22 protein-coding genes are annotated in these 20,108 nt (G+C 63.3%); 14 read left to right on the top strand and 8 right to left on the bottom strand.

Annotation, left to right across the window (positions count from 1 at the left end; all coding sequences use genetic code 11):
• Window positions 1-21: 21 nt before the first annotated feature.
• The 3 genes from ON00_RS05890 to tatC are packed head-to-tail and all read left to right on the top strand — an operon-like array spanning window position 22 to window position 1,462.
• The gene (locus tag ON00_RS05890; RefSeq protein ID WP_010403965.1) at window positions 22-258 is read left to right on the top strand and encodes a Sec-independent protein translocase subunit TatA; all 237 of its coding nucleotides are present in this window, start codon (window positions 22-24) and stop codon (window positions 256-258) included.
• Between the two features lie 17 nt (window positions 259-275).
• On the top strand, window positions 276-686 hold the full coding sequence (gene tatB, locus ON00_RS05885; RefSeq protein WP_010403964.1) for a Sec-independent protein translocase protein TatB: 411 nt from the start codon (window positions 276-278) through the stop codon (window positions 684-686).
• A complete protein-coding gene (gene tatC / locus ON00_RS05880; protein ID WP_010403961.1) occupies window positions 683-1,462 on the top strand; it encodes a twin-arginine translocase subunit TatC in 780 nt (259 codons plus the stop codon). Before tatB ends, tatC begins: the two co-directional genes overlap by 4 nt.
• Before the next feature lie 57 nt (window positions 1,463-1,519).
• Here tatC and ON00_RS05875 read toward each other — a convergent pair whose 3' ends face one another.
• From ON00_RS05875 to ON00_RS20520, 3 genes are all read right to left on the bottom strand, one after another.
• Window positions 1,520-1,654 (bottom strand): entericidin A/B family lipoprotein, encoded by a 135-nt coding sequence (locus tag ON00_RS05875; RefSeq protein WP_010403958.1) that lies wholly within the window; start codon window positions 1,652-1,654, stop codon window positions 1,520-1,522.
• Between the two features lie 287 nt (window positions 1,655-1,941).
• Window positions 1,942-3,528 carry a sensor histidine kinase gene (locus ON00_RS05870; protein WP_010403956.1) on the bottom strand — a complete coding sequence of 529 codons (1,587 nt, stop codon included), beginning with the start codon at window positions 3,526-3,528 and terminating at the stop codon, window positions 1,942-1,944.
• A 7-nt stretch (window positions 3,529-3,535) separates the two neighbouring features.
• Window positions 3,536-3,937: a hypothetical protein gene (locus tag ON00_RS20520; RefSeq protein WP_209613533.1), complete on the bottom strand. Its 402-nt coding sequence runs from the start codon at window positions 3,935-3,937 to the stop codon at window positions 3,536-3,538.
• Window positions 3,938-3,974: 37 nt separating this feature from the next.
• On the opposite strand from ON00_RS20520, the gene ON00_RS05865 reads away from it, so the two are divergent.
• From ON00_RS05865 to ON00_RS05855, 3 genes are all read left to right on the top strand, one after another.
• A complete protein-coding gene (locus ON00_RS05865) occupies window positions 3,975-4,781 on the top strand; it encodes a response regulator (RefSeq protein WP_010403955.1) in 807 nt (268 codons plus the stop codon).
• A 69-nt stretch (window positions 4,782-4,850) separates the two neighbouring features.
• Window positions 4,851-4,991 (top strand): hypothetical protein, encoded by a 141-nt coding sequence (locus ON00_RS20850; RefSeq protein WP_010403951.1) that lies wholly within the window; start codon window positions 4,851-4,853, stop codon window positions 4,989-4,991.
• Between the two features lie 78 nt (window positions 4,992-5,069).
• Window positions 5,070-5,714: a sigma-70 family RNA polymerase sigma factor gene (locus tag ON00_RS05855; protein WP_010403948.1), complete on the top strand. Its 645-nt coding sequence runs from the start codon at window positions 5,070-5,072 to the stop codon at window positions 5,712-5,714.
• 6 nt (window positions 5,715-5,720) lie between these two features.
• Here ON00_RS05855 and ON00_RS05850 read toward each other — a convergent pair whose 3' ends face one another.
• A complete protein-coding gene (locus tag ON00_RS05850; protein ID WP_010403946.1) occupies window positions 5,721-5,909 on the bottom strand; it encodes a hypothetical protein in 189 nt (62 codons plus the stop codon).
• An 88-nt stretch (window positions 5,910-5,997) separates the two neighbouring features.
• Between ON00_RS05850 and ON00_RS05845 the strand changes: the two genes are divergently transcribed.
• From ON00_RS05845 to ON00_RS05815, 7 genes are all read left to right on the top strand, one after another.
• Entirely contained in the window at window positions 5,998-8,667 is a 2,670-nt protein-coding gene (locus tag ON00_RS05845; RefSeq protein WP_010403944.1) for a bifunctional [glutamine synthetase] adenylyltransferase/[glutamine synthetase]-adenylyl-L-tyrosine phosphorylase, read from the top strand.
• A complete protein-coding gene (locus ON00_RS05840) occupies window positions 8,664-9,134 on the top strand; it encodes a peroxiredoxin (RefSeq protein WP_010403943.1) in 471 nt (156 codons plus the stop codon). Before ON00_RS05845 ends, ON00_RS05840 begins: the two co-directional genes overlap by 4 nt.
• 223 nt (window positions 9,135-9,357) lie before the next feature.
• On the top strand, window positions 9,358-10,551 hold the full coding sequence (locus ON00_RS05835) for a M23 family metallopeptidase (protein ID WP_010403942.1): 1,194 nt from the start codon (window positions 9,358-9,360) through the stop codon (window positions 10,549-10,551).
• A gap of 62 nt (window positions 10,552-10,613) precedes the next feature.
• Window positions 10,614-10,955 (top strand): iron-sulfur cluster insertion protein ErpA, encoded by a 342-nt coding sequence (erpA, locus tag ON00_RS05830; RefSeq protein ID WP_010403941.1) that lies wholly within the window; start codon window positions 10,614-10,616, stop codon window positions 10,953-10,955.
• 30 nt (window positions 10,956-10,985) lie between these two features.
• A complete protein-coding gene (gene xth / locus ON00_RS05825; RefSeq protein ID WP_010403940.1) occupies window positions 10,986-11,756 on the top strand; it encodes an exodeoxyribonuclease III in 771 nt (256 codons plus the stop codon).
• Window positions 11,757-11,797: 41 nt separating this feature from the next.
• On the top strand, window positions 11,798-12,598 hold the full coding sequence (locus tag ON00_RS05820; protein ID WP_010403938.1) for a transporter: 801 nt from the start codon (window positions 11,798-11,800) through the stop codon (window positions 12,596-12,598).
• 182 nt (window positions 12,599-12,780) lie between these two features.
• A complete protein-coding gene (locus tag ON00_RS05815; RefSeq protein WP_010403936.1) occupies window positions 12,781-13,035 on the top strand; it encodes a hypothetical protein in 255 nt (84 codons plus the stop codon).
• Window positions 13,036-13,098: 63 nt separating this feature from the next.
• Here the strand turns inward: ON00_RS05815 and ON00_RS05810 are convergent, their stop codons facing one another.
• Window positions 13,099-14,256 (bottom strand): GNAT family protein, encoded by a 1,158-nt coding sequence (locus tag ON00_RS05810; RefSeq protein ID WP_010403933.1) that lies wholly within the window; start codon window positions 14,254-14,256, stop codon window positions 13,099-13,101.
• A 122-nt stretch (window positions 14,257-14,378) separates the two neighbouring features.
• Between ON00_RS05810 and ON00_RS05805 the strand changes: the two genes are divergently transcribed.
• Entirely contained in the window at window positions 14,379-15,479 is a 1,101-nt protein-coding gene (locus ON00_RS05805; protein ID WP_010403931.1) for a fatty acid desaturase family protein, read from the top strand.
• Window positions 15,480-15,576: 97 nt separating this feature from the next.
• Here the strand turns inward: ON00_RS05805 and ON00_RS05800 are convergent, their stop codons facing one another.
• The 3 genes from ON00_RS05800 to lptF form a co-directional block, all read right to left on the bottom strand.
• On the bottom strand, window positions 15,577-17,661 hold the full coding sequence (locus tag ON00_RS05800) for a catalase (RefSeq protein WP_010403929.1): 2,085 nt from the start codon (window positions 17,659-17,661) through the stop codon (window positions 15,577-15,579).
• A 90-nt stretch (window positions 17,662-17,751) separates the two neighbouring features.
• On the bottom strand, window positions 17,752-18,849 hold the full coding sequence (lptG, locus tag ON00_RS05795; RefSeq protein WP_010403927.1) for an LPS export ABC transporter permease LptG: 1,098 nt from the start codon (window positions 18,847-18,849) through the stop codon (window positions 17,752-17,754).
• Window positions 18,846-20,057, bottom strand: a complete 1,212-nt coding sequence (gene lptF / locus ON00_RS05790) for an LPS export ABC transporter permease LptF (protein WP_010403925.1) — start codon at window positions 20,055-20,057, stop codon at window positions 18,846-18,848. Before lptF ends, lptG begins: the two co-directional genes overlap by 4 nt.
• Window positions 20,058-20,108 lie beyond the last annotated feature (51 nt).

Raw genomic sequence — 20,108 nt, 5'->3', positions numbered from 1 at the left:
AGGGAATTCAGGAGATCGATCATGGGTGGTTTGAGTTTTGTACACTGGCTGATCTTCGGCGGGATCGCGATCCTCGTCCTGGGCGGCGGCCGGTTCTCGAACATGATGGGCGACGTTGCCAAGGGCATCAAGTCGTTCAAGAAGGGCATGGCCGAAGACGACGAACCCGCACGCGAGCCGAGCCGGATCGAAGCCAAGAAGGCAGCAGAGCCGGTCTTTGACCGCGACGGCAATCGCATCCGCGAAACCGAAATCTGATTTAGCGCCGCGTTGCCATGTTCGATGTCGCATCCTCCGAGGTGATCCTGCTCGGGGTCGTGGCCCTGCTCGTCATCCCGCCCAAGGATTTGCCCAAGGCGATGCGGATCGCGGGGCAATGGGTCGGGCGTGTGCGCGGCGTCGCCAATCAGTTCCGCTCGGGCTTCGACACTATGGTGCGCGAGGCCGAATTGGCGGAAATGGAAAAGAAGTGGGCGGCGGAAAACGCGCGGATCATGCGCGAACATCCCACTGAGCCCATCCAGATGCTGCCGATGGCGGATACGCCCGCAGTGGCGGCGGATGAGCAGCATGACGGCGAGGCACCGCCGGTAATGGTCGAGCCGCCCGTGGTGCATAGCGCCGCCGCCGCCATCGCACCGCCGATGACCCCGCCGAACGACCCCGAGCCCAAGGCGCATCCGTGAACGTTCCGATTGACGACCTCGAAGCGAGCCGGGCCCCGCTGCTCGATCATCTGGTGGAATTGCGCAAACGGCTGTTCTTCTGCCTCGTGTCGGTGCTGCTCGTCTTCATCGGCACCTACATTTTTTCGCGCGAAATTTTCACGGTGCTGGTGCATCCGCTGCTGCTGGCGGGGCAGACCAAGCTCGTCACTGTCGGGGTTTTCGACGGCTTTTTCGTTCAGTTGAAAGTGGCGCTGTTCGCGGCGTTGATGATCGCCTTTCCGGTGATCGCGATGCAGCTCTGGGCGTTCGTGTCGCCGGGCCTGTACATGAAAGAAAAGCGGGCTTTGCTCCCCTTCCTGTGGGCGACCCCGGTGCTGTTCATCACGGGCGCGACGATGGCCTATTTCATCGCCATCCCCTCGGCGCTGCGGTTTTTCTACAGCTTCCAGGGGAATCTCGGCGGGGTACAGCAGGAGGCGATGACCTCGGTCGCCTCCTATCTCGATTTCGTGATGCAATTCCTGTTCGCCTTCGGGCTCGCCTTCCTGTTGCCGATCCTGCTGATGCTCGTCGAGCGCGCGGGTCTGGTGACGCGTAAGCAGTTGGTGAGCGGACGGCGCTATGCGATCGTTGGCTGCTTTGCCGTGGCGCTGGTGCTGGCACCGCCCGATGCCGGGTCGATGATCATGCTCGCCGTGCCCCTGGTCGGGCTCTACGAACTCGCGCTGATCGCGATCTGGTTCACCGAGCGTCGACGGGTGAAAAACGCTGCGACCGAGCTGGTCGAAAGCTGATCGGCAAAAGGCCGCCCCGCATCATCGGGGGCGGCCTTCAACATCCCAGTGATGGGCTTATTTGGCGCTGTCAGCCGTTTTGGCGACGGTGTCGCCTGCCGATTTCACATCTTTGCCAACACCTTCGACAGTGTTGCACGCGCCAAGCAGCAACGCAGTGGCGGCGATAGCGATCGTGGTGATCTTGCGCATGATACTCTCCTGAAGACTGTCCGGGGTAGCCCGGATGCCTCGCTCCCAATGTTTGGGGCTACGCTTGGTTCCACACGGTCGCGCTAAGCCGTGCGGTCAGGAGCAAGCGATAAAAAAGCTAGGGCCTGGACGCGCTACCGGGGGGGGGGGAAGGAAGCGCGGCCAGGCCCGTGTCTTGGATAGCGAGAGCGGGGGGGCATAAAATCACTATCCGAACCTAAAAACGGGCGTCTCGCGCTTCGGTTCCGAAAAAAATCCAGGCGCGCGTTTTTTTTATGGCGCGAAGGTCAATCGCGCCCGGTCACCGCAACCGCGATCTCATAAGCGCCGACCAGCGGATCGTAGTGCAGCTTCGACCGCAATTGCCGCGCCAGCCCTTCGATCACTCGACCATAGCGTTCGGCCACCAGCGCCCGCATGGTGTCATCATCGACCAGAGCGGGCGAATTGACTCTCAATATGGCGCGATCCTCGGTGGGGCCGGCACTGATCGAGATCCGCACTTGCGCCGTCGGGCTGACGGTCATCGCCAATTCGACGATCTCGGTCAGCAGGAACGCGATCGCAATCGCGACATCCTGATTGGCCAGATAGGGCGCGATATCGAGCGTAACGCCGATCGGGGAATCGTCCGGCGCGGTGGCGCGGAGGTTGGAGGCCAGTTCGCCGATAACCGAGCGGAGCGACAGCCCGCGATTTTCCTCGAGTTCGGCAAAATGGTTGCGGTGGACGACGGCGAGCGCATCCACGCGCCGCTGGATCGAGGCATAGGCTTGCGTTGCCTCTGCGCTCCGCGCGGCGCGGGCGTGGAAATTGATCAGGCTGGAAATGACCTGAAGATTGTTTTTGACGCGGTGATGGACTTCGCGCGTGAGCTTCGTCTGGCGGACCAGGCCCTCGGCCAGCCCGGCTTCATGCTCGGCGACGGTTCGGCTGATCGCGCGGAAGGTCTCTCCCAATTCGCGGATTTCCTGCGCAGGAAGCGCATGCATTGCGCCGGGATCGATTTCTTCGCCGGGCACGAAATTGGCGACGCGCGACCGCAATTGCCGCAAGGCGCGGATCAGCAGGCGATCCACCACAAACCACCCAATGCCCGCCGCCGCCGCCCACATGATGATCGGCAGGATCAGCGACACCAGAACAGGCGAGGTGATCGGCGCGCTGCGCATACGCGTGGTCAGCGCGATCTCCCCAAGCCCGACTGGCATGCTCAAGCCTGCGCGCCGTTCCAGCGGGGCTTGCGGCGGCAGGTCGGACAAGACCAGCGCGTCGTCGCCCAGCACCAGCCGCGCTTCATAGGGCATGGCATAGCCGCTCGGCGCGGCGGTGGCGGCCAGAACGTCGACCGGAAAAAAGGCGGCGGCGCGCGTTCGCCCGGAGGCGCTGGTAGTAGCGAGGGTCAGCCCGCGCCCTGGATAGACCCGGGCCACAACCGTCTTGTCGGGACGGGTTGGCGCAGACCAAGGCACCACCGGCAGTTGCTCGCCGCAAATAACATGACCGCGCGCATCCATGATCATGAAACGCGTGCCAGCGGCGATTTGCGGCGCGAACACGCCCTGCGCGCGGGCGCAACTCGGCGCATCGCCGGGGTCTGCCTCAAGCGCGTTCAGCGACACGCGCAGCGCCGTCATGTCGCCGACCAGCTCGATCGCGAGCTTGCGGGCGCTTTCGGTGGTGGTGACGCGGAGTTGGGCCTGTGTCGCTTCGTCGGCCAGTTCGGCGGTGCGCAACGTCGCAAAGAAGGCGATGATCGCGAGCGGCAGTAGCGCGGCACTGAGAATCAGGAAAATTTTCGCACCCGTCGGGATGCGATCGACCAGACCGCCTCCCGGACGCGCAGGGGCGGTATCCCCGGCGATATCCGTCATCTGTAAATCAGTCCAATTTTCCGAGAAGGTCCAACATCTCCGGCGGAATCGCTTCCTCCACCGTGCGTTGATATACGGTGCGCAAAGCCGCGCCCATGTCGCGGTCCTTGCTTTGAACCTTCGCGCCAGAATCGGCCGCGCGTGCCGCACCCGGCTTTTTTGAAGATTCGTCGCCCGAACGCAATGCCGTCCCCCTGAAAACCCGGATGTGCCGGATAGAGTTAAAATGCTGCCGTAACAATCCGGCATGAACCATATGATACGCTAAACCCGGAAAAACAGATTGCATCGGTCCGAGTTCCAGCATGAAACCAAATTGCGCGTCGATGGTTCCATGCCCAATGCGAATTAACTCCGATGCCGTCGGAGCAACAAAACGCGTTGCATATGCGGGGGGCCGCTTCCACAAGGCCCTTCGAGATTATCTCAGGGAGACTCCGACAGTCATGTCGCTAGGACAGCAACTTGCCCCCCATCTTCCGTTCCTGCGCCGCTATGCGCGCGCCCTGACGGGCAGCCAATCGCATGGCGATCGTTATGTGCGCGCCACGCTGGAAGCGATCGTCGCCGCACCCGAGGAATTCCCGCGCGAGGTCGATCCACGCCTGGGCCTCTATCGGATGTTCCACGCCATCTGGAACTCGACCAATTACGATGAGAGCCCGGAAAATATGAGCGCGGGTGACGGTGACAGCCAGGAAGCGATCGCTCGTGCACGCCTCGCGCGGATGACGCCGTTGTCGCGCCAGGCTTTGTTGCTCACCGCGATGGAAGGGTTCACCCCCGAAGACGCCGCTTATCTGATCGATGTCGACACCAGCGAAGTTGAGGCACTGGTCGCCGAAGCGCTGAGCGAAATCGAAAAGCAGACGCGTGCTCGCGTGCTGATCATTGAGGACGAGCCGATCATCGCGATGGATATCGAGACGATCGTTCGTGACCTTGGCCATGAAGTGACTGGTGTTGCCGTCACGCGCGACGAAGCGGTCGCGCTGGCGATGGAGGATCGCCCCGGCCTGGTGCTCGCCGATATTCAATTGGCTGACGACAGCTCGGGAATCGACGCGGTCAAGGATATCCTTGCCGAGTTTGAAGTGCCGGTTATTTTCATCACTGCTTTTCCCGAGCGGTTGTTGACGGGCGAACGCCCTGAGCCGACCTTCTTGATTACCAAGCCGTTCCAGCGCTCGACCGTGAAAGCGGCGATCGCGCAGGCTTTGTTCTTCGACCAGGCGACGGTTCCCGCCGCTTAAGGGAACCGATTCGTGCCCCCGTGGGTTGGGTTCCATACGATACGGAGCCACAACGACACGGGGGCGCGCATGGCCGACGACGAAAAGATAGAAGTAAGTGCGCAAGACGCCCGCGCTGGCGCGACTCCGCATGTTACACGCTACGTCCTCGCCATCTCGCTGACGCTCACTGTGGTCGCGCTTGCCGCGCTGCTGATTTTTTACCGCTGAATTTTTCGATGCCGCTGGCGTGATGGACTTCGCTGTCTGTCGGGCCCATCTGTGTTCCGCTACGCGAGACTATATTTCATGACCGACGCGATCGACCAGGACGAAGACGAAACCGTGCCCGAGGTCGTCGAGCACGTTTCGCTTTCCGACGCCGAGTTCAAGACGCAATTGGCCCAGGTCATTCCGCATTTGCGCGCCTTTGGGCGCTCGCTTTCGGGAAATCGCGACCTTGCCGACGATCTCGTGCAGGAAACGCTAATGAAGGCGTGGGCGGCGCGGTTGCGCTTCCAGGCCGGGACCAACATGCGGGCATGGACCTTCATCATCCTGCGCAACCTCTATCTCAGCCAGATGCGTCGCGCGCGTTTCAAAGGCGAGTGGGACGATCTGGTGGCGGATCGTATCCTTGCCGCGCCAGCCAGCCAGGATAAGCACGTCGAACTGGGCGATATGCAGCGTGCCTTGCTGCATTTGCCGCAGCCACAGCGCGAAGCGCTGATCTTGGTGGGTGCCGGCGGCTTTGCTTATGAGGAGGCCGCAGAGATTTGCGGTGTTGCCGTCGGTACGATCAAGAGCCGTGTCGCACGCGGGCGCGTCGCATTGGAGGCGGTGATGAGCGACAATACGCTGGCGTCGCGTCGCACGCATACCAACGAGCCGGGCATGACCGCGCTGGATACCATCATGGGGGAAGTGGACGAACTCAGCCGCGATCGCGGCTGAGAACCACTATTTCACGATTTTCGGTGCGATCGAAACGCGGTCGAGCGCCTGCAGCAGGTCCGAGAAGCCCGCATCTGCGTCCGGCGTGGCGTAGGCAGCATGAAGCGTGACCCTCAACACGTCTGAGCGTGACGGAGCAGCGACCACATAGAGCCGATCACTCTGCTGCTGCTGCTGATAAGGGCTATCGAACATTGACATAAGTCAATAACGGATGATGCCCCCTTTTGTTGCTTGTCTATTGTGCCATATCGGCCTGAAATCATGGCGATACAGGAAAGATATGGTTTTCGACTCGCCTATCATCGATGCCGTGACGCGTGCGCGCCGATGGTCGCCGTTCCTGAGTGTCGTGTTGCAGCGCGAGCCCGAGATGGCTGCGATCTTGGAAAAGGGAGCGCTCCCGGCGCTTGAGACGCTGGCGCGCGATCTGACGGATATGGCGATGCCGCGACGCCTCAGGCTCGAGCGGCGGCGGCTGGCGCTTCGGGTTGCGATTGGCGATCTGGCCGGACTGGACGATCTAACGGCAGTGACGCATGCCCTGTCCGATTTCGCCGATCGCGCGCTCGATGCCGCAATTGTCACCGCCATCGCGGAACGGACCCCCGATGCCGCCCCGCAAGGTTTTGTGGCGATCGCGCTGGGCAAGCAGGGCAGCCGCGAGCTCAACTATTCGTCGGACATCGACCCGATCTTCCTGTTCGACCCCGTTACCCTCCCGTGCCGCCCGCGCGAAGCACCGGAAGAAGCGGCCGTTCGCATCGGCAAGCGCGTGGTGGAAATCCTGCAGGCGCGCGATGGCGATGGCTACGTCCTGCGCGTCGATTTGCGCTTGCGCCCGTCGCCCGAGGTGACGCCGATCGCCTTGTCGGTCGATGCGGCGCTGTCATATTATGAATCTCTCGCGCTGCCGTGGGAACGCGCGGCGTTCATCCGCGCCCGTGCTGCGGCTGGCGATATCGCACTCGGCACGCGCTTTCTCGAAGCGGTGAAGCCGTTCGTGTGGCGGCGCGCGCTCGATTTTGGGGCGATCGGCGAAATTCGCGGCATCTCGCGCCGAATCCGCGATCATCACGCGCGGGGGCAAGCGTTCGGCCCGGGATTTGACCTGAAACGCGGCCGTGGCGGTATTCGCGAGGTCGAATTTTTCGCGCAAATTCACCAGTTGATCCATGGCGGGCGCGACCCCGCGCTGCGCGTACCGGCCACGCGGGATGCGTTGGAGGCGCTGGCGACGGCAGGCTGGGTTGATGCGGAAGAAGCAGCGGCGCTGGTGCGCGCCTACACACTGTTCCGGACGATCGAGCACCGCGTGCAAATGGTCGATGATCGGCAGACGCACCATCTGCCGACGGGCGACGCGCTCGACGGTGTTGCGAAGCTGCACGGATTGGAAAATGCCGACGCGGTGCTGGAGCTGTTGCGGCCACATGTCCGGGCGACGGCGGCAAGCTATGATGCGCTGGACCCGGAAGACAGCGATTCGCTGTCTTTCGACCGCGACCATCTTGCGTCCCAGCTAAGCCTGGCCGGTTTTGGCGATGCGGACGTGGCAACGCAACGCATCGAGCAGTGGCGGAGCGGCACCTATCCGGCTTTGCGCAGCCCGGCGGCGCGGTCGGCGCTCGAGGCGGTTTTGCCCGGCCTGGTTGCCGCGCTGGGCAAGGCACCCGACCCGCAAGGCGCGATCGTTCGGCTGGACAGGATGCTGGCGCGGCTGTCGAGCGCGGTCAATTTCTTCCGCCTGCTGGAGGCGCGGCCTGCACTGGCGCGGTTGCTGGGGTTGATTCTCAGCCATGCCGAGACGCTGGCCGAAGAATTGGCACGGCGGCCGGAACTGTTCGACGGACTGATCGACGCAACCGCACTCGATCCGGTGGCCGATACGGCGACGCTCGCTCGCGAAATGGCGGCGGGGGCGGATTATCAGGCACGGCTCGATCATGTGCGACGCGTCGTCGGCGAGAAGCGCTTCGCCCTGGGCACGCAAATCGTGTCGGGTGCGTCGGATCCACTCGTGGTTTCGGCGGGCTATGCGCGTGTGGCGGAGGCGGCGATCGAGGTGCTGGCCGAGGCGACGATCACCGAGTTTTCGGGCAGCCATGGTACCGTGCCCGGCAGCGAGCTGATCATTCTGGCGCTTGGGCGGATGGGCGGGGGCGCACTGACCCATGCCTCTGACCTTGACCTCATCTATCTCTTCACCGGCGATCATCTGGCCGAATCCGACGGACCCAAGCCGCTCGGGGCGGTGCTCTATTACAACCGGCTGGCGCAGCGTATCAGCGCCGCGCTCTCGGTGCCGACTGCTTCGGGACCACTGTATGAGATCGACACCCGCTTGCGGCCATCGGGCACGCAGGGTCCGCTCAGCGTCTCGTTGGAAGGTTTTGCACGCTATCAGCGCGAAAGCGCGTGGACGTGGGAGCATATGGCGCTGGCCCGGGCACGGCCGGTGTTCGGATCGCCCGCTGCGCGCGCCGCCGTCGACACGGTGATCGGCGACGTGCTGCGCGGCGATCGTCCGGTGCGCAACGTCGTGGCCGATGCGATCGCGATGCGCGCCGAAATGGCGGCGCATAAGCCGCCGCTCGGGCCGCTTGATGCAAAGCTGCTGCCGGGCGGTTTGGTCGACCTCGAATTCGCCGTCCATATGGTGCAACTTGAGAGCGGCCTTGGCCTCGATCCCAATTTGCGCAGCGCGATCGCGGCGTTGGTCGCTGCAGGACGGGCCCCGCCTGAAATGCTCGCCGCGCAGGATTTCCTGACGCGGCTGCTGGTCACGTTGCGGCTGGTTGCGCCCGATGCCCAGCCGCCGCGGCCAGCGACACAGACTCTGGTCGCGCGGGCGCTGGGGCTGGCGGACTGGGCCGACGTTCTTGCATCGCTCGATCGGACTCGGCAGGAGGTTGCAACCTGGCTGGCGGATGTGGAGGGTGCGCGACCGTGACGATCATCGAAGAAGGCGGGGCGCTTCCCGCAATTGACCTTGCCACCCCGACCGGAGATCGCCTCAACCTGCGCGACTATGTCGGAAAGATTTTCGTCCTGTATTTTTACCCCAAGGACGACACCTCGGGCTGCACGCGCGAAGCGCAGGATTTCAGCAGCCATTATGCGGAGTTCCAGGCGCTGGGAGCCGCCGTTCTCGGCGTTTCGCGCGACACGCCGGCCAAGCACCAGAAGTTCATCGACAAATATGATCTGACGGTGCCGCTTGCCACCGACGATACCGATGCGGCGATGCAGGCGTTCGGCGTGTGGGTCGAAAAGAAGCTGTACGGCAAGACCTATATGGGCATCGATCGCTCGACCTTCCTGTTCGATGCGGCGGGCATTCTGGTGCGCGATTGGCGCAAGGTGAAGGTGCCCGGGCATGTCGTAGACGTGCTCGAGGCGGTTCGCGCGCTCGGGTGACCGATTCGATTCGCGGGCTTTACGGATAGCCTTAACGATTTGCCCAACGACTCGGCGCAACGATCAGCCGCTTCAACGTGACCTGTCGCGGAAGGCCTTGCCCGAGTGTCACAAACTCCGTCACACACTGGCCGTCCGGATGCAGGGGGGCTGTATGCGGGCGATAGAGGGGCGGGCGCTGGCGTTTTCCGGCATTCGCATAAAAATAGGTCGCCGGGGTCACATGAACTCAATTTCGATTGCGTCTGGCGTGCGGCTGGTGTCGCGCCTCAAGGCCTATTTCAAGACCCGCGACTTTATCTTTCATGATGGGCGCGACCTGAAGCGCTTCAGCCTCGGCGCGCGTGCGCAGGCCACGATGGCGGGCGTTGCCGGCGTTACGCTGTGCTTCTCCGCCTATGGCGTGGCGCAGGCCGCCGTTGGCGCGGTCGCGATGACGGGCATCGTCGGTGCACCGCTGTCGCCCGAAGCCAAGGTCGCCCAGATGCAGGTCCGCGTTCGCAAGATGCAGGCCGATGTTGCCTCGATCAAAGCCGCCGCGCAGGCACACGCCAAGCGCGTCGAACAGCGCCAGGCGCTGCTGGTTGCGGTCGTTTCCGGCAAGGGGGACGTCGCCGCGCTGTCGCAGCCGACGCCGACGATCGATCCCAAGGCCGACGCTTTGGCCGCTGATGTGGTCGCACCGCTCAAGAAGGTCGAGCAGCAGCAAGTTGCGGTCGCCGCGCGCGCGCAGCGTGTTGCCGAGCAGCGTTTTGTCCGCGCCGTCGCGCATGTCCGCAGCCTTGGTCTGGCACCGGAACGCCTGATGCCGCGCCAGCCCGCCATGGGCGGCCCGTTCGAAGCGGCCGATAGCGCAGCGGCAGAGGCCGATTTGCGCGCCGACACCCAGTTCCGCTCGCTGTTCATGACCTGGAAGAAGCTGGATACGCTGGAGCATGGCGTCATCGCGATCCCGTCGGCGCAGCCGGTCGAGCATCTGGCGTTCACCAGCAATTACGGCATCCGGTCCGATCCGTTCCGCGGGACCGCCGCAATGCATGCCGGTGTCGATATCCCAGGTCCGGTCGGCACGCCGGTCTACGCGACTGCCGATGGTATGGTCGATCGCGCCGAGCGTTCGGGCGGCTATGGCAATCTCGTCGAACTCGACCATGGCAAGGGGATCCAGACCCGCTACGGCCATCTGTCCAAGATCCTGGTCGAGGCAGGCACGCGCGTGCATCGTGGGCAGTTGATCGCGTTGATGGGCTCGACCGGGCGTTCGACCGGGCCGCATCTGCATTATGAAGTGCGGATCGATGGCCATGCGGTGAACCCGGTGCCGTTCCTGCAAACCGCCGATTATCTGCTCGCGGCGCAGGATCGCTCGATCCACACGATCCCGGTGGCGGTGGGCGGCCCGGCTGCGGCGGACTGATCGCGCAAAACGTTGGGCGGCGCGCGGTTGCCGATCCCGGCACGAGCGCCTATCTCTTGCGCATGGATGCTATCCTCGCCCCCGACATCATCTTGACCCCGTCCGCCGCCGCACGCGTTGCGACGATTGCGGCGAAACAGGGCAAGCCCGCCATTTTGCGCCTGTCGGTTGATGGCGGCGGATGCTCGGGCTTCCAGTATAAATTCGGTTTTGCCGAATCGGTCGACGCCGATGATGCGATTGCCGAGCAGGACGGCGTCCGGCTGGTGGTCGATTCGATCAGCCTTGATCTCGTGCGCGGATCGGCGGTGGACTATGTCGAGGAACTCGGCGGTGCTGCTTTCAAGGTGACCAACCCCAATGCCGCGTCGGGTTGCGGTTGCGGTTCCAGCTTCTCGGTGTAACGTCCGCCCCGGACAAAGGGGCGCTGCTGCGTGAAGATCGTTACCTACAATATCAATGGCATCAAGGCGCGCCTGCCGCGCCTGCTGGAGTATCTTGCCGAACAGCAGCCCGATGTGGTGTGCCTGCAGGAGCTCAAGACCAGCGACGAGACCTTTCCCGAGGCCGATATCCGCGCCGCCGGATATGGCGCGGTGTGGCATGGGCAGAAGAGCTGGAACGGCGTGGCGGTGCTCGCCAAGGGGCAGGACCCGATCGAGCGGCAGCGCGGCCTGGCGGGCGAGACCGAGGACGATCACAGCCGCTATCTCGAAACCGAGGTGAATGGCGTGACGATTGCGTCGCTCTATCTGCCCAATGGCAATCCCCAGCCAGGGCCCAAATTCGACTATAAACTGCGCTGGATCGATCGGCTGGCGGCGCGCGCGCGCGACTTGCTGGCGGAGGAAACGCCGGTCGTGCTGGCGGGCGACTACAACGTTATTCCCAATGATGACGACACCTATTCGGTGCGGGCAATGCAGGACGATGCGTTGATGCAGCCCGAAAGCCGGGCGGGCTTCCGGGCATTGCTCGCGCAGGGCTGGACCGATGCATTGCGCACGCGGCATCCCGGTGGGGGCGTGTGGACCTTCTGGGACTATCAGGCGGGCGCGTGGCAGCGCGACGCGGGTTTCCGAATCGATCACCTGCTGCTGAGCCCGGTTGCGGCCGACCGTCTGATCGATGCCAGCGTCGACAAGGCCTATCGCGGGCGTGAAAAAGCAAGCGACCATGCACCCACTTGGGTAGAACTGCGTTAGACCCGCAACGGCCCGCACGGAGGTCGTGCGGAGGATGCTGCATGACGCTACGCTACGGGGGATTGGCGGCCATCGCGATGCTGGTGCCGGGCGTGGCACATGCCGAGGACCGAAGCTATTGCCCGACCCGGCCAAGCCTGGGCACGACCGCATGCACGATCGCGCCGAAGCACGTCTCGGTCGAAACCGCGATCACCGACTGGACGCTGGACAATCAGCCCGATCGGCGCACCGATACGGTGCTGCTGGGGGACACGTTCGTGCGCGTCGGCGTCACCGATACGATCGAGGCGCAATTCGGCTGGACGCCCTATGGCCATGTCCGCACCCGCGACAAGGCGACGCAGGCTGTCGAAAACGCCGGGCGGGTTGGCGATGCGACGCTGGGTTTCAAGGCGAACCTGCTGCATCCCGACGGCAATGGGGCCTCGATTGCGGTGCAGCCCTTCTTCAGCATGCCGGTTGGCCGCGCGCCGGTGGGGGCGGGTGATTGGGGCGCGGGCGTCATCGTCCCCGCAACCTTAGATCTCAGCAAAACCGTCAATCTGGTCACCACCAGCGAGCTGGATGCCGCCGTCAATCTCAGCGGCCATGGTCGCCATATCGCGTATTCGGAGGTCTTCGGTGTCGGCGTGAAGTTGGCGCATCACCTGACCGTCACGCTGGATAGTCAGGTGCTACGCGACGAGGATCCCGAGGAAAAGACCACACAAGTGCTCGGATCCGCTTCACTCGCGTGGAAGGCGAGGAAGGATCTGCAATTCGACGTGGGCGCGGTCGCCGGGCTCAATCGCGCGGCACCGGACATGGAACTTTATGTCGGGATTTCGCGGCGCTTCTGACCCAGGCCCATCCCATCAAATCGGACGAGTTGCCGAAAGTTGGCGGGCATTGCTATTCATTTCCGGTTCAAGAATATCGATAAGTCTCTGAAAATAGGCCCTTTCAGTGTTTGGCATGAGTAATGCACTAACACGGTTGCGGGCCGACCACCGGAACCCGCCGATCTAGCGGAGGACCGACCATGACCAACCTTTTCCTGATTGCCTCGAGCGCCTTGCTGAGCGTCACCGCATCGCCCGTCGTGGCACGCGATGCCAAGCCCGTTGCTGCCGAAAGCCAGCCAGTGGGATCGACCCAGCGTGCACCGAGCGAAAAGACCGCGCAGAAATACTGCGTGGTCGATACCGTGACCGGATCGCACCTGTCGCATAAAATTTGCAAGACGCGGCAGGACTGGATCAGCCAAGACGGTTTCGACCCGCTTGCCAAGCAGTGAGCACATCGGGAGGGCGGTGCCGCGACCCTGCGCGGCACCGCAACCCGGCGGCAGGTACGGGCGCTACAGCGTCTTGCCGTAGATCCAGTAACGCTTGTTGATGGTGCATTCGATCGCTTCGGCGATCGAGCGCATGCCTTGATTGTCTTCCAGGATCCAGCCGATCTCGCCGCGCGTGGCACCATAATTGGCGACCGACGCCTGCTTGATATATTCGATCATCATGAAGGCGAGCTGACTTGCCAGGCGCGAGGATTGCAGTTCTTTCAGCACCCCCATCAGCGGCACGCGCATCGTTTTTACGCGCGGCCGACGCAGCCACAGCAGCAGCTTTGCCCAGCCGAAGGGCAGCAAATTGCCGCGCAAGGGCATGATCGCCTCGTTGAGATCGGGCAGTGTGATCATGAAGGCGACCGGCTTGCCGTCGACTTCCGCGATGCGGATCAAGTCGTTGAATACGATCGGCTTCAGCTTGACGCCAACGTCCTTGATCTCGGGCGGCGTTAACGGCACGAAACCCCAATTGTCCGACCAGGCATCGTTCAGGATCGTCAGGATGATGGCGGCTTCTTCGTCGAACTTGGTCTTGTCGACGTTGCGGATACGGATGCGCGGGTTTTTCTCACCCGAGGCGATGATTCGCTGCAGCAGCGGCGAAAACGGCTTGGTGATATCAAGCTCATAGGTCAGCAATTCCTTGGCCTGGGTATAGCCTGCCGCCTCGATCCAGCCGCGATATTCGGGCTTGGCATGGCCCATCATGATCGTCGGCGGGTGATCGAACCCCTCGACCAGCAGACCGGGCTCTTCCCAGATCGACATGCTGATCGGGCCCAGCACGCGCGTCATCCCCTGGTCGCGCAGCCATTCCTCAGCAGTGGCGATCAGCGCTTTTGCGATATCGCCATCCTCGGCATCGAGCAGGCCGAACTGGCCGCAGCCGGGGCCGAAGCCCTTGGCCGGGTCCATCTCCAGCGCCAGCGTGTCGATATGCGCGGAAATGCGGCCGACAACCTTGCCGTCGCGCTCGGCCAGGAACAGTTGCGCCTTGGCATGGCTGAACCAGCCATTCTTGGCGGGGGTGATCAGCCCGAGCGCTTCGCCCTTCAGGGGCGGCACCCAATTGGGATCGTTGGCGTATAAGCGGAAGGGCAGGTCGACGAAGCGCTTACGATCGGCTTTGCTGTCGATCGGGCGAATGGAAAGCGGAGCGTTGGCCACGGGCAGGTCACCTCAAGGAAAGCGAGCGAGCAGTCTCGCGTGCAGCGGCTGGTGTCAAGCGTGCCACTGCCCCCCTGTTGCTGCCACCATCTAGCCACTATCTTCCTGCAATGGCGCACTCCATGAACACTTCGCTTTCCCTGCAGCGCGACGCTGCGGTGCCCGCTGACATCGCACCGCGCGTGCGATTGTCGACGATTGCCGATGACAAGGCGATGCTGCGTACTGCGGCGGAACTGACTCGCGATTTGAACGCGCCCAACCCGGCGATCTATTGGACCGACCTGCTGGTCTCGTCCGCGATCGGCTATGGCGCGCTTGCGGTCGCGCTGAGCGTCGAATCGATCGGATGGGCGATCGTGGCGGGTGTGGTTGCGGTGCTGGCGCTGTATCGCGCGGGCAGCTTCATTCACGAAGTGACGCACATCCGGCATACCGCGCTGCCGGGCTTCCGCTTGGGCTGGAACCTCATTGCGGGCGTTCCGTTGCTGGTGCCCTCGTTCATGTATGAAGGCGTCCACAATCTGCATCACGCGCGCACGCGCTACGGCACGATCGACGACCCGGAATATCTGCCGCTCGCCTCGATGAAGCCGTGGACGCTGCCCGTGTTCATCCTGACCTCGATGCTGGCACCGGTTGCGTTGCTGGTGCGCTATGCGGTGCTGACGCCGCTGTCGCTGGTGATACCTGGCATGCGCCGCGTGCTGATCGAGCGCTACTCGTCCTTGTCGATCAATCCTGCCTTCCGGCGCCGCATGCCCGAGGGCGCGGCGGCCGTGCAGTGGCGGTGGCTGGAGGCTGGATGCAGCGTCTGGGCGATCACGCTGGTCGCGCTGGTCGCTACTGGGGTGTTTCCGCTCGGCAAATTCGCGATCCTGCTGGCGATCACTTCGGGCGTCTATGTCCTCAACCAGATCCGCACGCTGGTCGCGCATCTGTGGGACAATGACGGGGAAGTGATGACCGTCACTGCGCAATATCTCGATTCGGTCAACGTGCCGCCGCCGGCCACGCTGCCGCTCTTGTGGGCACCGGTCGGCTTGCGCTTCCACGCGCTGCATCATTTGCTGCCGGGCGTGCCGTATCATCACCTGTTGGAGGCGCATCGTCGGCTGGTCGTCGCGCTGGGTGCTGATTCGCCGTATCATAAGGCGAATTATGCGGGGCTGCCCGGTCTGGTTGCGCGACTGGTGCGCAGCACGATGGGGCGGCGCGCTTAACCCGCCCCGGACATTCACGGCGCGCACCCTGCGCCGGACAACAAAACGGCTGCGGCGAGGGTCTCCTCGCCGCAGCCGTTTTTCGTTTTCCCATTGATTAGGCGAGCGTGCGCACCTTGGGTTCGCGGTCCCAATAGCGGCGCTTGGCCGCCTCGACGAAGCCGTCGAGATCGGTCACGCCTTCATCCGCTTCGACGCCGGCCTTGTCGAGCAACGGTTGCGCCGCGGCACTTGCGCCAATCGCCTTGAGGTGCCCGAACGCGTCCATCACCCATTGCACCGCCGCCGCTTCCTTCAGCAGCATCGCGCAGCCCTCCTTGGACAGCACCACCGCGCAGGCATCGACCGTCACGGATGGCTGTCCGGCCAATTGCGCATCAGCCTTCACCGTGCTGCCGTCCGACAGTTTTACCGCGCCGACCTTGGGCGCGATGGTCAGCGGGTGCCCACCTGCGGCCTTCACCGCCTTGGTCACCGTGTCGAGTTCGCCCGCATCGCTGCCATCGGCGAACAAAATGCCGACCGTCCGCCCTTCGAGCGTCGCCTTCTCCAGCGGCCCGCGAATGATGCGGAGCGCAGGCGAGGGATCCATGTCGAGCACCGGTGCCGCTGTGGCGGACGCCTTGGGCAGTTTCATGCCTAGGCCGTCGGCGACGCGCTGCGCGAGATCCTCATCAACGTTGCGCAGATTCGCCATCATCGCGATGCGGATATGCTCGATCGATACCTTTGAAAGTTCGAACACGAAGGCCGAGGCGATATGGGCTTGCTCGGCCGGGTCCATCGAGCGGAAGAACAGCCGCGCCTGGCTGTAATGGTCGGCAAAGCTTTCCGGCCGGATCCGCAGCTTCTGCCCGTCTTCGTCCGCGGGGAAGGTCTTATACCCGTTTTCCGGGTCCTCGCGCGCGCCACCCGGCTCGCCCGCTTTGGCAAGGCTGTTCGGCTCATAATTCGCCCGGCCCTTGGGCACTTGCATTTGCATGTGTCCATCGCGCTGCTGGTTCAGGAACGGGCAGCCTTCGCGCCCCTTGGCCGCGTTGATCGGCAATTGGTGGAAGTTGACCGAACCGAGGCGCGACAATTGCGTGTCGGTGTAGCTGAACAGGCGCCCCTGCAGCAGCGGATCGTTGGAGAAGCCGATGCCCGGGACGACATGGCTCGGCACGAAGGCGACTTGCTCGGTTTCGGCGAAGAAATTGTCGGGATAGCGGTCTAGCACCATCTTGCCGACGATGCGCACCGGCAGCACTTCCTCGGGGATGATCTTGGTCGCGTCGAGCACGTCGTACGGCTGGCTGCTGGCGAAATCCTCGTCGAACAATTGCAAGCCCAATTCCCATTCGGGATAATCGCCGCGGCCGATCCGCTCGAACAGGTCGCGACGGTGGAAATCGGGGTCGGCACCGGCGATCTTCACAGTCTCGTCCCAGATCGTCGAGGCAAGCCCGGCTTTGGGCTTCCAGTGGAATTTGACGAAAGTGCTCTTCCCCTCGGCCGAGATGAAGCGGAAGGTGTGGATGCCGAACCCCTCCATATTGGCAAGGGTGCGCGGCAGCGTGCGGTCCGACATCGCCCACAGCGCCATATGCGTCGCCTCGGGCATCAGCGAGATGAAATCCCAGAAGGTGTCATGCGCGGACGCCGCCTGCGGGAAACCACGATCGGCCTCCATCTTCACGGAATGGATCAGGTCGGGGAATTTGATCGCGTCCTGGATGAAGAACACGGGGATGTTGTTGCCGACCAGATCCCAATTGCCCTCGCGGGTATAGAATTTGACCGCGAAGCCGCGCACGTCGCGCGGCGTGTCGACCGATCCCGCGCCCCCGGCGACCGTGGAAAAGCGCGCGAACACTTCGGTGCGCTGGCCCTTTTTCTGGAACAGGTCGGCGCAGGTGATGTCGGCCAGGCTGTCGGTGCATTCGAAATAGCCATGCGCTGCGCTGCCGCGGGCGTGGACGATGCGTTCGGGAATGCGCTCATGGTCGAAATGGTTGATTTTCTCGCGGAAAATCTCGTCTTCCAAAAGCACCGGGCCGCTTGCACCCGCCTTCAACTGATTCTGATTGTCGCTGATCGGGATGCCGTGGTTGGTGGTGAGTACCGGATGTTCGTCATCCGTCACCTGATGGGTTTCGCCGCCAGTGCCGGCGTTCAGGGCAGTGTCCTTGGTCATGATCATCCTCGCCTTGTGCGGGGATCTAACGGCCTGAAAGCGCAACGGGTTTCGGTGAGCGAGAATTAAATACGACGATCGCTCGTTTTATCGAGGCTATTCCTCGGTGCGGATCAACACCGCTTCGCCGATCATGAAGAACAGCAGGAAAGGGGCCCAGGCCGCGAGAAACGGGGGGTAGGCCCCAAGATTGCCCATCGCCAATGCAAAATTGTCGGCGACGAAATAGAGGAAGCCGAGCATCATCCCGATCACCGCGCGGACGAACAGCTTGCCCGATCGCGCCAGACCGAACGCTGCAACGGCACCCAGCAGCGGCATCAGCACCGAGGACAACGGCCCCGCCAGCTTATGCCACATCGCGCCCTCCAGCGCCTTGGTCGGGCGACCACCGGCCTTCAGATCAGCGATGGTATCGCGCAGCGCGCCGAACGACAGCCCATTGGCATCGATGTTCGACAGCGCAAATTGATCGGGCCGCACATCGCGGCCAATCACCACGGTTCCGACCTTCGCCAACTTTCCGCTCGCAACGTCAAAATGTGTTGCCGGGCTGACTTTCCAGCCGCCCGCGACCCGCACGCCGGTCTTGGCGGTAATGATGCCGACCAGATTGCCGCCGGTGCGATCAAACAGCGTAATGCCCGACAGGCGTGTCGCATCGCCGCGTCCCCGCACTTGATCGACTTGCAGCAGATCGTCGCCGTCGCGCACCCACACGTTGGTGCGGTCGCCCCGGTCTACCGGCACCGGGCCATATTCGACCTTCTGCCATTGATCGAGCGTGGCGGTCGCGCGGCTGACGATACGGTCGTTGAAGGTGAAGGAAATGAAGGCGACGCCCAGGCTGGCGATCAACAGCGGGGCGAGCACTTGATGTGCCGACATGCCCGATGCCTTCAGCGCGATCACTTCGCTATTCTGGTTGAGCGTGGACAGCGTGATGATCGTGCCCAGCAACACCGAGAAGGGCAGGAATTGCGCAATGATTTCGGGGATGCGCAGCGACAGATAGCGCAGGATCTCGGGCTGGCCATTGCCCGCATGCGCCAGAATGTGGCCCGATTCGGTCAGCAGGTCGAGCGCCTGCAACACCAGCACCAGCATCATCAGCACAGCGAAGGTGCGCGTGAGGAACATCTTGCCCATGTAGAGCGCGACGGTGCGCGAGGGGAAAAGGTCGAGTGCGGTCATGCCGCCGCTTCCTTGGATCGGTTGGCGTCGCGCCGTCCGGGCATCAATTTGCCAATCGCCTTGCCGAGCTTGGAGAAGACCCGCTCCAGCGCGCCGATCGGTTGCCCGCCGGGGACGAAGGCAATGGTGTAGAACATCCAGAGCGTCAGCCCGGTAAAGACAGTGAACGGAATCCAGATCGCCAGCACCGGATCGATCTTGCCGAGGCCGCCCACCGCCTGCGCATATTCGTTCACCTTGTGATAGGCGACGATCATGATGATCGCGAGGAACACGCCGAGCGCCGATGTCGAGCGTTTGGGGGGGATGCCGAGTGCGAGCGCAAGCAGCGGCAGCACCAGGATCGAGAGCACCTCGGCGGTGCGGAAGTTGAAGGCGGCGCGGCTGGTGTCGCGTTCCTCCTTGGTCGCCCCGTGATCGGTGCCGACGCGAACCAGTTCGGGTAAGGTCCGCTCCAGATTTTGGCCCCCGCGGATGCGGAAGTTCTCGGTCTTGGGCAGGGAGATTGGCAAGCTGAACGCGGTGAAGCGCAGCACACGCGGCGACGCAACGCCCGCTTCGGTGCGGATCAGCGTACCATCGTTCAGGCGGAAAATGATTTCGTCGGGATTGTCGATCGCGAAGAATTGTCCGCTGGCGGCAGTCACGGCAATCGAGCCACCCTTGCCGTCGTCGCGCCGCAGGAAGATGCCCGAGAGCTTGCGGCCATTGTCATGGCTCTGCTCGATCCGGAGCGTCATGTTGTTGCCGAAATGGGTGAATTCCCCGACTTTGATCGACGCACCCAGCGCGCCGGTGCGCAATTCGAAGCGCAACTTTTCGTAATTGTAGCGCGCATCGGGCTGCACAAAGCCGACGATCGCAAAGTTGAGCAGGCCGAGCGTGATCGCATACATATACGGCACGCGCAGCATCCGCGGATAGCTCATGCCGACGGCGCGCATCACGTCGAGCTCGGAGGACGTCGCCAGCTTGCGGAAGGCGAGCAGCGTGCCGAGCAGCAGCCCGACTGGAATGCCGAGCCCGACATATTCGGGCAGCAGATTGGCGAGCATCCGCCATACCACGCTGACCGGGCCGCCCTCGGTCGCCACGAAGTCGAACAGGCGCAACATGCGGTCGAGCACCAGCAACATCGCGAAGATGACCAGTGTCGAGAACAGCGGCACCGCGATCAGTCGGGCCATGTAGCGGTCGATGGACTTCATGATGGGAGGAAGCTGGCCTCTGGCCGGAGGGGAGGGGGAACCCGCATGATG

This window comes from Sphingomonas echinoides ATCC 14820, from assembly GCF_000241465.1.
Lineage (GTDB): Bacteria > Pseudomonadota > Alphaproteobacteria > Sphingomonadales > Sphingomonadaceae > Sphingomonas > Sphingomonas echinoides.
The sequence above is the reverse complement of the archived record's forward strand: the minus strand, read 5'-3'. Positions and strand labels throughout refer to the sequence as shown.